This is a genomic window from Emticicia sp. (genome assembly GCF_049241225.1).
In the GTDB taxonomy this organism is placed as follows: Bacteria; Bacteroidota; Bacteroidia; order Cytophagales; family Spirosomataceae; genus Emticicia.
Genome location: NZ_JBMLRC010000129.1, coordinates 14280 through 29435 on the forward strand (window position 1 = coordinate 14280; position 15156 = coordinate 29435).

15 protein-coding genes are annotated in these 15156 nt (G+C 35.2%); 2 read left to right on the forward strand and 13 right to left on the reverse strand.

Annotated elements, in window-relative coordinates; all coding sequences use genetic code 11:
* Positions 1 to 25 precede the first annotated feature (25 nt).
* The 5 genes from ACOVO2_RS07900 to ACOVO2_RS07920 form a co-directional block, all read right to left on the reverse strand.
* Positions 26 to 736 carry a hypothetical protein gene (locus tag ACOVO2_RS07900; RefSeq protein WP_421769438.1) on the reverse strand — a complete coding sequence of 237 codons (711 nt, stop codon included), beginning with the start codon at positions 734 to 736 and terminating at the stop codon, positions 26 to 28.
* Between the two features lie 98 nt (positions 737 to 834).
* Positions 835 to 1665: a mechanosensitive ion channel family protein gene (locus ACOVO2_RS07905; protein WP_421769439.1), complete on the reverse strand. Its 831-nt coding sequence runs from the start codon at positions 1663 to 1665 to the stop codon at positions 835 to 837.
* A 76-nt stretch (positions 1666 to 1741) separates the two neighbouring features.
* Positions 1742 to 2035, reverse strand: a complete 294-nt coding sequence (locus tag ACOVO2_RS07910; protein ID WP_421769440.1) for an HPF/RaiA family ribosome-associated protein — start codon at positions 2033 to 2035, stop codon at positions 1742 to 1744.
* Between the two features lie 9 nt (positions 2036 to 2044).
* Positions 2045 to 3418, reverse strand: a complete 1374-nt coding sequence (locus ACOVO2_RS07915) for an HAD-IB family phosphatase (protein ID WP_421769441.1) — start codon at positions 3416 to 3418, stop codon at positions 2045 to 2047.
* A 6-nt stretch (positions 3419 to 3424) separates the two neighbouring features.
* The gene (locus ACOVO2_RS07920; protein WP_421769442.1) at positions 3425 to 4375 is read right to left on the reverse strand and encodes a universal stress protein; all 951 of its coding nucleotides are present in this window, start codon (positions 4373 to 4375) and stop codon (positions 3425 to 3427) included.
* Positions 4376 to 4653: 278 nt separating this feature from the next.
* Here ACOVO2_RS07920 and ACOVO2_RS07925 point away from each other — a divergent pair, with 278 nt between their 5' ends.
* Positions 4654 to 5331: a response regulator gene (locus ACOVO2_RS07925; protein ID WP_421769443.1), complete on the forward strand. Its 678-nt coding sequence runs from the start codon at positions 4654 to 4656 to the stop codon at positions 5329 to 5331.
* The gene (locus tag ACOVO2_RS07930) at positions 5328 to 6698 is read left to right on the forward strand and encodes a HAMP domain-containing sensor histidine kinase (RefSeq protein WP_421769444.1); all 1371 of its coding nucleotides are present in this window, start codon (positions 5328 to 5330) and stop codon (positions 6696 to 6698) included. The genes ACOVO2_RS07925 and ACOVO2_RS07930 overlap by 4 nt, the downstream gene beginning before the upstream one ends.
* A gap of 47 nt (positions 6699 to 6745) precedes the next feature.
* On the opposite strand, the gene rny is transcribed toward ACOVO2_RS07930, so the two are convergent.
* The 8 genes from rny to ACOVO2_RS07970 form a co-directional block, all read right to left on the reverse strand.
* Complete coding sequence (gene rny / locus ACOVO2_RS07935; RefSeq protein WP_421769445.1) at positions 6746 to 8353, reverse strand: ribonuclease Y; 1608 nt, start codon at positions 8351 to 8353, stop codon at positions 6746 to 6748.
* A gap of 263 nt (positions 8354 to 8616) precedes the next feature.
* A complete protein-coding gene (locus tag ACOVO2_RS07940; protein WP_421769446.1) occupies positions 8617 to 8913 on the reverse strand; it encodes a cell division protein ZapA in 297 nt (98 codons plus the stop codon).
* 125 nt (positions 8914 to 9038) lie between these two features.
* On the reverse strand, positions 9039 to 9416 hold the full coding sequence (locus tag ACOVO2_RS07945) for a hypothetical protein (protein WP_421769447.1): 378 nt from the start codon (positions 9414 to 9416) through the stop codon (positions 9039 to 9041).
* 52 nt (positions 9417 to 9468) lie between these two features.
* The gene (locus ACOVO2_RS07950) at positions 9469 to 10644 is read right to left on the reverse strand and encodes a trans-sulfuration enzyme family protein (RefSeq protein ID WP_421769448.1); all 1176 of its coding nucleotides are present in this window, start codon (positions 10642 to 10644) and stop codon (positions 9469 to 9471) included.
* A 57-nt stretch (positions 10645 to 10701) separates the two neighbouring features.
* Positions 10702 to 11271, reverse strand: coding sequence for a 1-acyl-sn-glycerol-3-phosphate acyltransferase (locus tag ACOVO2_RS07955; protein WP_421769449.1), 570 nt, complete (start codon positions 11269 to 11271; stop codon positions 10702 to 10704).
* Positions 11272 to 11399: 128 nt separating this feature from the next.
* Positions 11400 to 12551, reverse strand: coding sequence for a site-2 protease family protein (locus tag ACOVO2_RS07960; RefSeq protein WP_421769450.1), 1152 nt, complete (start codon positions 12549 to 12551; stop codon positions 11400 to 11402).
* A 34-nt stretch (positions 12552 to 12585) separates the two neighbouring features.
* Complete coding sequence (locus ACOVO2_RS07965; RefSeq protein ID WP_421769451.1) at positions 12586 to 13206, reverse strand: HAD family hydrolase; 621 nt, start codon at positions 13204 to 13206, stop codon at positions 12586 to 12588.
* Positions 13207 to 13355: 149 nt separating this feature from the next.
* A complete protein-coding gene (locus ACOVO2_RS07970; protein ID WP_421769452.1) occupies positions 13356 to 14702 on the reverse strand; it encodes a sigma-54-dependent transcriptional regulator in 1347 nt (448 codons plus the stop codon).
* Positions 14703 to 15156: the final 454 nt, after the last annotated feature.

Sequence of the window (15156 nt, forward strand, 5' to 3'; positions counted from 1 at the left end):
GCCTCTCAATTTTGAGAGGCATTTTTTATTGGCTTATATGCTGCACTAAAGTACGTTTGGCAATCGGCAGGAGGGTTTCCTCTAATGGAAATGCGAGTTCGGTTTCGATAGAATAAACAGCTGGATTTGGCATACTTTTTTGCTGCTTTATTAAATTGATTTTAATATTTTCGTAGCTATTTACAAAGTTTCGCTCCCATTCTGATATAAAAGTTGTGCTTAGCGACCGATATTTTTCATTATGACGCTCGAATAAGGTTAGACGGTACGAATAAACTCTTGTGCTACGTCTTTGTCCGGTGCATAAGAAAAAATACCCTTCATCTAGTTTGAGCGGAATGATACCTACCGGTGTGATGGAAAGCTTGCTTTCTACAAAATCATAAATTTCACTTCCTACAGAAATTGCATTTTGGAATCGTTGACTGGCATAATGAATAATCTCTTCAATTTCCTGCATGAGATTATTATCAGCAATCATTTCTTCGTAAATCAACTCTAAATTTTCGATCTGTATTCCCGAAAGACGTTTCGGAAAGTGGTCTTTTAAAAAGTTTTTGTTATTTCTAAAAGATACCAAATTGTTATGATGAAAAAAAAGATCAGAGAGTTGTGGATACACTTTTGAGTTATCGAAGCATTGCTTCACTTTTTTTAAGTAAGCCAAAAGTGTATATTTTTTGGCCTCAAAATCAATCGTACCATCTACCATCCAAGTTTCAGATAATTTGTCCATAGTATTTTTGAAATTGTTTATTATCCAAATTTATAAGAGAATTTGAAATCTCAAAGAGTTTTGGATAAAAAAATCATAGAGTTTTGAATCAGCATGTTTTACAGGCCTTTTTGATGTTCATTTACTGCAACTTCTTGTTGTGCAACTGGTATTTTAATTTTATGCTTGTTGAAATGCTCAAAAATGCTAAAACGTATATCACTACTGATGTTTTCTACCCTGAATAAATCTTGGGTCCAGAAAAAAACAGAAAAAGTCAGTGTAGATTCGCCAAATTCAGTAAATCTTACAAAAGGCTGTGGGTTGGGAAGAACCGATGGATTTTTATCGATTAAATCAAGCACAATATCTTTTACTTGTCGAATATTTGGTTGATAATCAATCGTTGCTTGCACTTCAAATCTGGAGGTATCACTTAGGTGAGTCCAATTTTGAATTTGACTCGATGTAAGCATTGAATTGGGAAGAATAATATATTTATCGTCACGGGTGATGGCAGTAGTGGTGCGAAGTTTTATTTCCTTGATTTTACAAACCAAATCGTTGACAACAATCACATCGCCCACTTTTATCGAAGCATCAATCAAAAGAATAATTCCCGACACAAAATCTTTGAAAAGTGTTTGTAAACCAATGCCCAAACCAACCAGAAGAGCTGCCGAACCCGCTAAAATCACCGAAATATCAAGTCCAACTACTTGTAAGCCATTCGCTACTGCAAAAGTGATAATGATATATTTGAAAAGACTATAAAGTGAATATTTCTTTCCTTCTTCAATTTTTTTGGTGCGATAAATTGTACGTTTTGTTAGATAAAGTGCGATTACAGCGAAAATTACCAAAAGAAAAATGCCTAAAATTGATGAAATACGAAAATCGAACGCACCAATTTTGATGATAGAATAATTTAATACCTCTTGAAAATTCATATGGTTTGTAGATTTAATTTGCTATGATGAAGTATAGGTGGATTTTAATGTTTTATAAGTTATAATTTTTTAGGTGTCAAGAATATTTAACTTGCTTACGTTTAAGTTTTCGGTCCATTGAAGCAATTGCCCTCACAATACTTTCTTCAAACGAGAGACTATGTTTTTTTATGAACTTATTTTCGGCGGGGAGCGTCACAATAATTTCACACCATTGATTACTTAGGTCATGTTTTGCTCCTGTTCGTAGTACAACTTTTACTCCAATGATATTTGATTGGTGAGTCGTTAATTGATTGATTTTGTCTCTTACAAAATTTGTGAGACCTTCACTTGCTGTAAATTGAGGTGTTTGAATGATTATATTCATAGTAATTAATTAAAATAGAAAACTCATAACTTCTTGAAAATCAGGCTTTTTGATTACATAGTCGGCAACTTTGTCTAGTCGTTTGTCAGTGGAGCAGAAAGAAATTCCAATACTCGCTTTATCAGTTAGGCAAATATCATTTGCACCATCGCCAATCATCATAGTTTCAGATAGTGCAATATTATAATGTTGGCAAATATGAGCTAGTGCATGACTTTTGCAATAATCGTGTTTGCAAATGCTGTGTTGATGAGGAAGAAAAAACGAAGGGATTTTTACTTCGCCAGTTGTATGGCTCCTCGAAAATTCAAGTTCGTTGGCAAGGCTGAAATCTACGCCAAGTTTATTTTTCAAATGATTGGTGATACAATCATAGCTATCAGAAATAATTCCAACGATATAGCCGCTTTGTTTGAGATTTTCTACCAATGTCAAGGCATTTGGCGTAATTTTTATTGAATCAGCCACATCGAGTAGCTCTTTAAGCGATTTTCCTCGTAGGAGCTTTGCAATTTGTTTGGTGCGAAGTATTGGATTTGTTTGTGTTCGACCTATTTCTTGGAGTTGCTCAGCAAAATCGAATGCAATGGCGGCGGTTTGGATAAAACTTCCTCTAGTGATTGTATTGTCCATATCTAAAATGGCAATTTTCTTCAACTTTCTGAGATTTTCACTGAGAGCAAAATCCATTTGTTCACGTATAACCTGTATATGTTCGTAGGTTTTAAGGTCTTGAAAGCCCATATTTTTTGATTTTTTCAGAATAACAGAAGCCACCTGCCGAGACATTTTACCCAACGACTCAACACTTTGCATACGATTCTCTATATGCCCGATGTTTACCTCTTCGATTCTGACATTCATTTGAAACATATCCAATAGAATTCCTATATCAACTCCATACCCTTCTTCAAAGTTAATCTTTCTGAAATGTTCTTTTTTTCCTGCTATCATGCCACTTAATGGCTGCTTGAAAATCGGGAAGTCTGGGTAGAGTATCGATAACAAGGGTTTTGCTACAAGTTCGGTAACCCTTCCAGCCTGACGCGTAAAATAAGATTTCACGAAGTCAGCTCGGTCTTCTATAATTGGTAGTGTCAGTAAATCTATAATATCACTCGAATATGTTGTGATATCCGCATCTAAAAATGCAATAATTTCATTCTTTGCCATCAAAACCCCATCTTGCATTGAGGTGCCTTTACCAAGTTTGGTGCTGGTTATTACTTTACAAGCATATTTTTTAGCTATTTCTATGGTTTGATCCTCTGATTTATCATCAACCACTATGATTTCTGAAACATTCGCCGACAGTTTTGCAGTTTCTATGACACAACCAATCGTTTTTTCCTCATTTAAGGCAGGTATTATAACAGTTATCATGTTTTTTTAATTTAAATGATGAATATTTGAAATTGGTGAAAGAATTAATTCAGATGAAATATTCGATTTTGAATCGCTTTCAGTTTTTTTTTGTGACGTTTTGATAGTAGTTGTATTTATATATAAAACCGGATGTTGGGCATAGTTTATGATTTTTTGAGTGTAAGTTCCCCCAAAAAGTTCTCGCCAATCACCATCTATGTTTGCGTTTATTACAATCAAATCAGCATGATTGAATTGGGCATATTCTAAAATAAAATTGGCAATATTGCTACAAAACACTGTTCTACAACTCGAAGAGATCCCCTTTAATATTAGTTCTTTCAAAATAGCTTCAACTTTTTTTGAAACTACCTCAAATGTTGAAAAATCATAAAAGTCAACAACGCCGAGCAGTTCGATTTTCGTTTGGTTTTTCTGGATAAAACTTGAAGTTATTGCATATTTTTCATCTATTCCTTCCACATTTCTTACTGGAAAAAGGATATTAAAAAAGTGCGTAGCTTCAAAATGAGATGGAATTGTAAGTACTGGACAGCTCGTAGTTTTTATAGTTTTAAAGGTATTACTTCCGATCAGGAGGTTTTTTATGGGCGAATTGCCATGAGTTCCCATGATTATCAAATCAATATCTTGTTGATGCCTCATTTCCTCAATTGTTTCAGATATCGATCCTATTTTAGTATGTGAAAATACAGCTATCCGATTTTTTTTTCTGATCGTGTTTGCCAAATTATCAATGGTGTGTTTATTAATTTTTTCAAGATCAACATAATTTTCGTAAGCAGTTCCAAATGGAATTTCCCCGATCATCGATATGAACTGCGGAATTATAACGTGCAGTAAATGTAAATCGGCGTTATGCTTTATAGCAACCGAAATAGCCATATTGAGTGCATTATCTGCATTTGGCGAAAAGTCGGTCGGAAAAAGAATATTTTTTATTGCTCCGTGCATAGTATTATATGATAAAGTGTAAGAGATGATTAAGTATTTTTGAAAATTTTACTTATCGGTGTATAAACAATCCCTGTTTAAAGTTGACAGAGTTTGTTGGCTACAGTATTAGCTTCAGATAGCTGTGATATATATTTTTTTAGTTTCTTTTCAAAAAACTGATAATCAAAGGTCGATGGCAATACTTAGAGAGTACTTAACCAATTATTAGAAATTTATTAGATGTTTTTTTTATGGAGAAACCATAACTACATTTGATTATATTTTGAATAATTACTATGAAGATTTTGGTTGTAGAAGATGAACCAAAGACGTTGCAAGCGATTCGACAAGGGTTAATCGAACATTACTACGAAGTTGATATTGCTTATGATGGACTTGTTGCCAAACAATTAGCCCTAAGGAATTCTTATAATTGTATAATTTCTGACATCATCATGCCTGGTTTGAATGGTTGGATGTTAGTTCAAGAACTTCGGCAACATGGTATTCAAACGCCGGTTCTTTTACTTTCTGCTTTAGGAGAAAGTGAAGATAAAATTGCTGGTTTTGATGCAGGGGCTGATCAGTATTTGGTAAAACCATTTCTGTTTGCTGAGTTATTGGCCCGAGTTAGAGCTCTAACTAAGCGAGGAACAGAAACACTCATTACCAGTGATGTTCTTAAGTTTTCTGACCTTGAAGTAAATCTTGATACCAAGCGTATTTATCGAGCCGGAATGGATATAGAGCTCACAGCACTTGAGTTTAGATTATTAGAATATCTATTACGTAATCAAGGTAGGGTGCTATCGAAAAATCAGATTGCTGAAAATGTATGGGATGTAAACTTCGATAAAGGCACTAATTATATTGAAGTTTATATAAATTATTTAAGAAAGAAGATTGATAAAAATTTTGAAAAAAAATTAATTCATACTGTTTTTGGGATGGGTTATGTATTAAAAGAAGAATGAAATTAAGACAAGAGATAACTCTGCGGTTTTTAGCTTTGGTGATGACCATCTTACTAATCACAATGATTTCGGTGTATCTTTTTACGTACTATTTTTTGCATAAAAATTTTTATCGAAGACTTAATAATCGTGCCGAAACGGTAGCTGGATGGCTGAGCCAAACCATTGAAAATAGAAAGGATATTGCATTTTTGGAAAGCCTACTGAAAAACAGAAAAGACCAGATAACAGCCGAGGAGATATTAGTATATGATAATGATACCGATAAGGTGGTATTTTTATCAAATGTTGCTCAGATTAAGGTCATAGAAAGGAGTATCCTGGAAGAAATTCGAGAAAAAAGTAAGATAGAGTTCTCAAACAATCAGTTGTATGGTGTTGGTATTTTATACGAACGAGCCAAAAAAAAGTATATTGTCATTGCAATGGCTAAAAACCAGTATGCGGAGGAGTTTCTTTTTCAGATGCGATGGATGATGCTCGGACTCTGGACATTCTCAATTGTTTTCATAGGCATAATTGGATGGTATTATGCAAAAAAAACGCTCGAGCCGATTGAAAGCATAGGAGTAGAGTTGAATAAAATATTTCCACAAAATTTAGATAAAAGACTCGAAATAAGTAATAATAAAAACGAAATCAGTAACCTGACTGTTACCATTAATCAGTTGTTAGATAGGGTAGAAGAAGGGTTAGGGCTACAAAAAATGTTCATCGGTAATGTTTCACACGAATTACAAAACCCACTCACTCGTATTAGTTCACAATTAGAAGTAAGTCTATTTAAAGAAAGAAAACCTGAAGAATACCAAAATACGATTTACTCAGCCCTAGAAGATATTACAGATTTAGTGAAGTTGACTCAAAATTTATTGAAATTATCACGAATTAACGTCGAAAATAACAAACTATTAGCAGAGAGTGTGCGTATTGACGAATTATTGTTCGATGCAAAAGCTTTTGTCTTAAAAAATAATCCTTCCTATAAAATTGAAATTAATTTTGATGCATTACCTGAAGAACCTGATCATCTGTGTATAATTGGTAATACCTCCTTACTTAAAATTGCTTTTGTAAATCTAATACAAAATGCATGCAAATTTTCGGCCGATAACCAAGCCACTATTAACCTAACGGCTACTGATTTTTATAAAGTAATTCATTTCGAAGATAAGGGAATCGGAATTGACCCACAGGAAATTCCTTATATATTCCAACCTTTTTATCGATCAATCAAGACTTCCCAGACAAAAGGTCATGGGATCGGGCTATCATTAGTTGATAGAATTATAAAAATGCACAACGGAAAAATTGAAGTGAGTTCGAAGTTAGGTGATGGAACTAAATTCTCAGTGATTTTCAAATAAAAAGGCGATACATCGCTGTATCGCCTTTCAGAAAAAAATAACTTATCTTATTTTGCATACGCTACGCTTCTCATCTCACGGATAACCGTTACTTTGATTTGGCCAGGGTATTGCATTTCTTTTTCGATTCTTTGTGAAATATCAAATGAAAGTTTACTTGCAATTTCATCAGTTACGTTTTCAGAGTCAACAATTACGCGTAGTTCACGACCTGCCTGAATAGCGTAGCATTTCTCAACACCATTATAACTCAAAGCCAAGGCTTCCAAATCACGCAGACGCTGTACATAAGACTCCATCATCTCACGTCTTGCTCCTGGGCGAGAGCCCGAAATTGAGTCACAGATTTGAATGATTGGCGAAATCATTGATGTCATTTCGATTTCATCGTGGTGAGCACCAATCGCATTGATAACTTCTGGGTGCTCTTTGTATTTCTTTGCCAATTCCATACCCAAGAGTGCGTGTGGCAATTCTTGTTCTTCGTGCCATACTTTACCAATATCATGTAGTAACCCTGCTCGTTTGGCTAACTTTGCGTTTAGACCAAGTTCTGAGGCCATTGTGGCACACATCTTGGCAACCTCACGCGAGTGTTGAAGCAAGTTCTGTCCGTACGACGAACGGAAACGCATTCTACCGATCATTCGGATTAATTCTGGGTGCAGACCGTGTACGCCCAAATCAATTACAGTACGTTCTCCAATTTCGTTGATTTCGTTTTCGATATCTTTCTTGGTTTTGGCTACAACCTCTTCGATACGAGCTGGGTGTATACGACCATCTTGAACCAAGCGGTGCAAAGATAAGCGGGCAATCTCACGACGAACTGGGTCGAAGCTAGAAATTACGATTGCTTCTGGTGTGTCATCAACGATCACCTCAACCCCAGTTGCAGCTTCCAGAGCACGAATATTACGTCCTTCACGGCCAATCACTTTACCTTTAATTTCGTCGCCTTCGATGTTGAATACCGAAACGCAGTTTTCGATGGCTTGTTCGGCAGCTGTACGCTGAATGGTTTCGATGATAATTTTCTTCGATTCTTTTGTGGCAGTCAATTTTGCTTCTTCGATTGTCTGCTTAATAAAGCCCGAGGCACGAGTTTCAGCTTCACCTTTGATAGCATCAATTAGTTGTTGCTTGGCTTGGTCTGCCGTTAGATTCGCAATTTTCTCCAATGCTTCAACTTGCTGTGCGAGCATAAATTCTGCTTCCTCTTTGCGTTTATTGGCCAGATCCATTTGTTTTTTGGCAGCTTCAGTTTGATCATTCAACTTATTTTGAAGCACCTCAAGTTCTTTTTCTCGACGAATATTCTGTTGCTCTAATTGGGCAGCTTGCTGCTTCGATTGAACAGCCTGTTGCTCCATTTGTTTTACACGTTGCTCGTTTTGCAAGATGATATTTTTGCGTTTGTTTGAATCATCTTCAAATTCAGTTTTCAGTTTTAAGAAATGCTCTTTTGCTTCCAACATTTTATCTTTTTTAATGTTTTCAGCAGTAATTTGGGCATTTTTTATCACTTCATTTGCTCTAATCTCGGCGTCGGCGTCTTTACTTTGGAATGTTTTTTTGAGCAATGCTCTACCCACAAAAAAACCAATTGCCAAAGCAATTAAGTCGGTGAGGAGCATCATTAAAATATTAGACATTTGATAGTTTTGTTAAATAATTTATAAATAATTAGGGAATAATAAGTTCAGTATTTTGAAATGATAGCTTGAGTTTTTTAGCATGATAAAAATACTAAAAATTGCCTTTAAATACCACTCACAAGCTGAACTAATTAAACATAACAACTTTCTAAGGCTCTGTGGTCTAGCCTGACAAGTAAAAATAAGAAGAAATTTATGAAACTTAAACGAGGAATAAATTATATAAACCGCAAAAGTGTTGTCGATCAGTATTTTTATTCTCAACCAAGAGTTAGGCGTTGGTCAATATCATCAAGCCTTTGTTTGAGCGATTGTTGCAAAAGTTTATATTTATCTTGGTTTTTTTGAGATTCGACCATGCCTTCGATGGCCACTGTCAATAAAAAATCCATAGAATCCATTTCTCCGCCACTATGACTTTTACTAAACGTATCAAGGCGTCGGTTGACTACGATGGCTGCTTTTCTAAAATATGGCTCCATTTCGGGATGAACTTTGAGTGTAATGACTCTATTCGATACTTTCAACCCAATTTCTATTTTTTCAGCATCTGCCATTTTACAACCAATCTTTAATTGTCAATTAAAAAAAATGATCTTTTTGATTAATAATTTATTAGAGCTTCGCTCATAAAGTGTTTATAATCAAATCATTTAATTATTCATTACACGATCTCACTTGATTATTCTTCGTTTAATAAAGCAATACACGCATCAATCTCTTGTATTAGTTCAGTGATTGTTTTCTTTATTTCTACGCTGTCTGCTGACTTTTTAGCTTTATTTGCTACAATTTTAACACTTTCTTTTTGAATTTCTTTACTTTTTTCAAGAAATTCTTGTTTTTTTAGTTTCTCATTAAGAATTGCGATCTCTTTTTTATGTTCAGATACGCTTTTCTCTAATTTATTTATGTGTGATTTTAATGCCAAGATTTCTTCTTGAGCTTCTGCATTCTCTGAAAATAAATTATTGATGAGTTTATTGAAGCGAGCAAACGTTAGTGCGTTTTCTTGCTTCATAATTTCCTCCATATACTTTTGCTCAACAGTGTAGCTCATCTGTTTGGTTTATTTTAGTAGTCTAATACTCTATTTTCGACTATTCGAGATACTACTTTGATTGAGATTTTTTTGCTGCTTGCTTAAAATCTGCAATTAAATCTCTGATATCCTCTAAACCTACTGAGCAGCGAATCAAGCCTTCTGTTATACCAAGTTTAGCTTTATCTTCTTTCGAAAGCTTTGAATGAGTGGTTGTATTAGGATTTGTGATTATGGTACGAGAGTCACCCAAGTTGGATGAATTTGATGCAATTTTTATTAGTTGTGTAAATTTTTTCACTCTCTCAAATCCACCTTCTAATTCAAACGTTACCATTGCTCCGCCTGCTTTCATTTGTTTTTTTGCCAGGTCGTATTGTGGATGAGTTGTTAAATGTGGGTATTTTACGTTTTTAATACCCTCCATTTTTTCCAAGGCCTTGGCTAATTTGATGGCATTTTCACAATGACGGGCCATGCGAATTTCGAGTGTTTCAAGACTTTTCGATAAAACCCATGCATTAAATGGAGACATTGACGGCCCCGTATGACGGCAGAAGAAACGAATCGGAGCAATGAGTTCTTTAGTTCCTGTAATGATCCCGCCCAAAACACGACCTTGGCCATCCATAAATTTAGTGGCCGAGTGTACAATAAGATTAGCACCAAAATCGGTTGGTGTATGAATAATTGGCGTTGCGAAACAATTATCTACGTAATAAATGAGGTTATGTTTTTTAGCCAATCGGCCAATCATAGCCATATCTACTAATTCAAGTCCAGGATTTGATGGTGTTTCGAGATAAACCATCTTGGTATTTGGCTGAATGGCGGCCTCCCAGTCGCTTTCTGGAGCCGTGGCATCGAGGTAGGTATGCGTAATACCCCACTTCGACAAGATTTGTGTTAGAATCTGGTGAGCAGATCCAAACAAGGCACGCGATGCTACCACGTGGTCGCCGGATTTTAAATGAGCTGCAAAACCCGCAAAAACTGCTGCCATTCCTGTGGCTGTAGCAATTCCCTCTTCACAATTTTCAAGCATACAAACCTTATCAACAAATTCTTGTACCGACGGATTCGAGAAACGAGTATAGATATTACCCTCGAGAGTTTCGTCAAAAAGAGCTTTACCTTGCTCAGCATCCTCAAAACAAAAACTACTTGTTAAAAATAATGGTGTTGAATGTTCTCTATATTGTGAGCGTTTGGTTTGAATTCTTATTGCTTTGGTTTGTTTTTCCATATTTTTTCAATCATTTATCTTTGGTGTTTAGGTCAGAGGGTTGGGCAACTGTGCTTTTTATTCATCAAACTTGCCGGCTTTATAATTTTTTATCCAATCTTTATCCACGCCACCAATTGATTCGAAGAATGGTATGAAATATTTCTTCATATCAGCTTCAAAATCTCCTGAGGTCTGGAATGGTTCTGCAAAAATAACAGATTTGCGAGGGTAATCAAAGCCTGACATCACAATTGGCACTTTTGCTTGGTGAGCCATGTAATAAAACCCGGTTTTTAGCTTACTTACATTCTTACGAGTCCCCTCGGGAGCAATCGCAACCAGTAGTTTTTCTTGACTATTGAAAGTATCGGCCACTTGTTGAACAAAATTGGTGCTTTTGTGGCGATATACCGGAGTACCTCCTAAAGCACGAAAAAGCCAGCCAAACGGAGGCTTGAAAAGCTCAGCTTTTCCGAGGTATTTTATATCCAAACCTATGGTTGGACGAGTACAAAGTCCTACGAAGAAATCGGAGGTTCGTGCGTGAGGAGCAACTACAAAAAGTCCTTTATTTAGGTTATAAGGTGTATTTAATACTTTCCAACCCAATAGGCGAAAGGTCGTTTTAAGTATCCAGTTTAGCATAGAATTTTGATTGGTGATTTACGAATGACGATTTACGAATTTTTTGCTATACTAAACATTATTTTCGCGATTTATTCGTCATCGTCACGGCGAACCGTTCGTAAATCGAATAATTCGTCATTCACTAATTATGGTAAATTTTGAATGATGATAAATGGTTTTGGGCTAAAACAAATAACAAAAATAAATAAAGCTAGCCATCCTAAAATCTTTCTTTCTAGCGTCAATGGTTGGGTATCATAGGTTTTTGGATGATAAACGCCCAAGAAACGCCCAATCATAAGTCCAAATGCTAGAAAACCCGAGTAGCCCTCGATCGTTGGGAAAAAATAAGAAACTACCAACTGAAAGGCCACTACCGAAAGTGCAATAAGCCAATTGGTGATTAGATTATCGGTTATTTTTGAAAAACACAAATAATTGAAAAGGATAAAAAGAACAAACTTACCAATTAGCTCAACAAATATTTGCGTATCTTGAGTAGTAAATTCATGAGCATTAAAAAAGCCCAAACCGGCATAAAACACAAATCCAGTAAATAAAATTGGCGAAACGATATTGAAGGCACGGTCGCCGATTAAGCCGTAAAGTATATGCCCTCCATCGAGTTGGCCAACTGGGAAAAGATTGAGGGCTGTAAAAAATAAAGACAAATAACCCGCAAAAATAATTGGGTAGTTGGTATATAGATAAGGGTGGGGGAGTTCGCCTGTTGCTACAAACTGCTCAAAAAAATTGAAAAGTATGCTGTCTCCTAATTTGATTGAAATATAGTCGGGACTTGTTTCAAGGAATTTTCCGTAGTCGTTTCCATATTGTTTGAAAACCGGGAATAATTCGAACACATAATTAAGGTTTGGTAGGTGTGTAAAACCATACCAGAGCACAAATATTGCTGCTACAAAACCTGCCAATGGGCCAGCAATGCCAATATCAAAATATTTTACCCGAGAATTAATGCGTTCCTTGATTCGAATGAACGCACCAAGTGTACCAAAGGTTGAGGTTATACCGCCAAACCAGAGGGGAATATAATAAGGCAAAGTAACATCTGTTCGATGTTTTTTTGCAATAAAGTAATGGCCAAATTCATGTACAGTCAGAACTCCTAAAAAAGGAACTGAATATTTTAAGCCTTCAAAAAACTCATTCCAACCTAAAGTATTTTCACCAAAAAAAAATGGTCGTCCGTAAATCCATTCAGCACCTGTAAGTGTGGCAGATATAAAAGTTAGTATGAATAGAGATATTTGTATTAGGAATGTACGCTGCTGATTCATTTGTTAGGTTTGTTGTATGCCACAAAGTAACAACTTAAAATATGTTTTTACAATATTCTACAATAGAAGTAGGGGGTTCAACTAAAATTGTTTGTATTCCGATTGCTTTTGCCGATTCGATGTTATGCAAATTATCATCAAAAAATATTACTTCGTTGGGTTGTAGTTTATTGGCCCTTAATACTTCCAGGTAAATCTCGGTATCTGGTTTCCACATACCCATTTCATAAGATAAGTAAAGTTTATCGAATATTTCATCCAAGTTACGAATACCATATGTTTTTTTTAGATAATGGTTCGAAGCTGTTATATGGATGTTGTTGGTATTGCTTAAAAGATAGACAGGATATTTTTGTCGAATATTTTGAACTAATTCAATTCTATCGGAAGGGATGTCGAGTAGGATTGCATTCCAGGCAGTATCAACTTCGTAGTCGGATAATGGAAAACCCAGTGTTTGGCGTATTACCTCCCTGAATTCTTCATCCGTAAATTGCCCGCTTTCGTATCGTCTGAAAATTTGGTCTTCGGTTATTCTTTTTTCGATATATGCTACTGGTTTTGAGGTAAATTTTGCGAATGACTGATAGATTCGTTGAAAATCGATATTAATAATGACGTTTCCGAAGTCGAAGATAACGGCTTTGAATTTCATATAATTTTAAATAGGGATTGTTAGTGTTTATGTTTAGTGTTGGATGCTTAAAAGAAACGACTTGTAGCGTAGATTATTTTATACTCACAAAAATAGCAGCCATTTTTGGCTGCTATTGTACATAAAATTGACGTACAGCACTCTGTATTTTATAAATCCCCGCTTTTTAGCATATTATAGATTGTTGATTTACCAATGTCTAACTTGTCGGCAACCAACAAAACATCATCATCGTATTTATTCAAAAAATGTCGAATAATACGTCTATTGTATTCTTTCAACGTTACTTCTTCGATCAAAAATGCACCCTCAGGTTTTATTGAATTAAATGTAATATCTTCTGCAGCAATCTGGTTATCGCTGGCCATAACACAGGCGAGTTCGATGATAGCTTTTAATTCACGGACATTACCCGGGAATGAATAACTTAATAGTTTTTGTGAAGCTTCAATCGAAAGACTTAATTTGGGTAAGCGATTTTTTTTAGAATATTCTTCGATAAAGAATTTTGATAGTAAAATTATATCATTCCCGCGTTCACGTAGTGGAGGGAGGGTTAAGTTTAAACCTAGCAAACGATAATATAAATCTTCTCTGAAATTTCCTTTCTGAACCTCCTCAGCCAAGTTTCGGTGAGTTGCCACAATTATTCTACAATCAATTTTTATGAGTTGATTGCCGCCTATTCTGGTAACTTCTTGTTCTTGTAAAACTCGTAAAATTTTGGCTTGCATTGTAAGTTCCATTTCACCAATTTCATCAAGAAACAGTGTTCCTCCGGTTGCTTCTTCAAATTTTCCTATTCTACGATTCATGGCACCGGTAAATGCTCCCTTTTCGTGTCCGAATAATTCGCTTTCTACCAAATCTTTTGGAATTGCAGCCATATTTACCGCCACAAACGGTCTTTTATTTCGTGAAGAGTTATGATGAATAGCTTTGGCTACGAGCTCTTTACCCGTACCTGTTTCACCATAAATTGAAACGTTTATGCTACTTTTAGAAGCTTTTTCCATCAAATTAAATACTCTTTGTAAGGCAGGGCTATTACCTTTGATGGCATTATCAAACTCGTACTTTTCACGTACTTCTTCACGAAGTAGTGAAATCTCGGCTCGTAATTGCTGCGTTTCCTTAATTTTAAGCATCGAATTCCAAAGACGTTCTTTCGTATTTTCATCCTTTACTATATAATCATAAGCACCGCTTTTTAGTAATTGAACAGCCGTTGCGATATCCTCTTGGCCAGAAATAATAATAACCGGAATATCCGAGTATTCTTTTTGGATCCTCTTTAAAACTGTTTCTCCGTCCATATCAGGTAGAGAATAGTCGAGCGTAATGGCAATTGGTCTTCGATAGATGTTATCAAGTAATGACTTGCCTGTCTCGAATTTCTCAACTGTATAGTCAGGATTTAATGTTAAATGGTATTCTAGCATTGCACCGTAGAAAGCATCATCTTCTACTATGAATATCGTTTGAGTGTTTTCCATTAGTTTGATAGTCCAAATTTTATTCAATTTCCATAAAATATTTTTTATTTCCAAATTATGGAAGGTTATGTAAGTTGTATATTTTTATAAGTAATTGATAGACAGTGTTTTATATTTTTTTTGAAAGCTGGCAGAAAAATTGGTACGTTAAAATATATTGATAAATTATAAGTAATTATGAAAAAAAGCATCTTTCAATTTTCCATAAAAAAAATGCTTTAAAGCTTATTGAGCCACTTTACTGTATTTTTTTCTTTGTCAAAATTTAGGTGAAGTAAAAGAATTATTCAATGAGATTTTCTTTTTGATTTTATCGTAATAGCTTTACGTATACCGCAGGAAGGAAAAAAGTTGATGCCCTAACTGAAATTCAGTCCAGTATGTATTAGTCAACCATTGTTTGGTTGATTTATCAGATGAAGAGAAAAGCAAAAACTGCATTTAATTGTAAAAA

Excerpts from the sequence above, each read along its gene's own strand:
- ACOVO2_RS07950 (WP_421769448.1), bottom strand. The coding sequence starts at position 10,644 with ATGGAAAAACAAACCAAAGCAATAAGAATTCAAACCAAACGCTCACAA.
- ACOVO2_RS07930 (WP_421769444.1), top strand. The coding sequence starts at position 5,328 with ATGAAATTAAGACAAGAGATAACTCTGCGGTTTTTAGCTTTGGTGATG.
- ACOVO2_RS07940 (WP_421769446.1), bottom strand. The coding sequence starts at position 8,913 with ATGGCAGATGCTGAAAAAATAGAAATTGGGTTGAAAGTATCGAATAGA.
- ACOVO2_RS07925 (WP_421769443.1), top strand. The coding sequence starts at position 4,654 with ATGAAGATTTTGGTTGTAGAAGATGAACCAAAGACGTTGCAAGCGATT.
- ACOVO2_RS07945 (WP_421769447.1), bottom strand. The coding sequence starts at position 9,416 with ATGAGCTACACTGTTGAGCAAAAGTATATGGAGGAAATTATGAAGCAA.
- ACOVO2_RS07920 (WP_421769442.1), bottom strand. The coding sequence starts at position 4,375 with ATGCACGGAGCAATAAAAAATATTCTTTTTCCGACCGACTTTTCGCCA.
- ACOVO2_RS07965 (WP_421769451.1), bottom strand. The coding sequence starts at position 13,206 with ATGAAATTCAAAGCCGTTATCTTCGACTTCGGAAACGTCATTATTAAT.
- ACOVO2_RS07905 (WP_421769439.1), bottom strand. The coding sequence starts at position 1,665 with ATGAATTTTCAAGAGGTATTAAATTATTCTATCATCAAAATTGGTGCG.
- ACOVO2_RS07915 (WP_421769441.1), bottom strand. The coding sequence starts at position 3,418 with ATGATAACTGTTATAATACCTGCCTTAAATGAGGAAAAAACGATTGGT.
- ACOVO2_RS07970 (WP_421769452.1), bottom strand. The coding sequence starts at position 14,702 with ATGGAAAACACTCAAACGATATTCATAGTAGAAGATGATGCTTTCTAC.
- ACOVO2_RS07960 (WP_421769450.1), bottom strand. The coding sequence starts at position 12,551 with ATGAATCAGCAGCGTACATTCCTAATACAAATATCTCTATTCATACTA.
- ACOVO2_RS07910 (WP_421769440.1), bottom strand. The coding sequence starts at position 2,035 with ATGAATATAATCATTCAAACACCTCAATTTACAGCAAGTGAAGGTCTC.
- ACOVO2_RS07900 (WP_421769438.1), bottom strand. The coding sequence starts at position 736 with ATGGACAAATTATCTGAAACTTGGATGGTAGATGGTACGATTGATTTT.
- ACOVO2_RS07955 (WP_421769449.1), bottom strand. The coding sequence starts at position 11,271 with ATGCTAAACTGGATACTTAAAACGACCTTTCGCCTATTGGGTTGGAAA.
- rny (WP_421769445.1), bottom strand. The coding sequence starts at position 8,353 with ATGTCTAATATTTTAATGATGCTCCTCACCGACTTAATTGCTTTGGCA.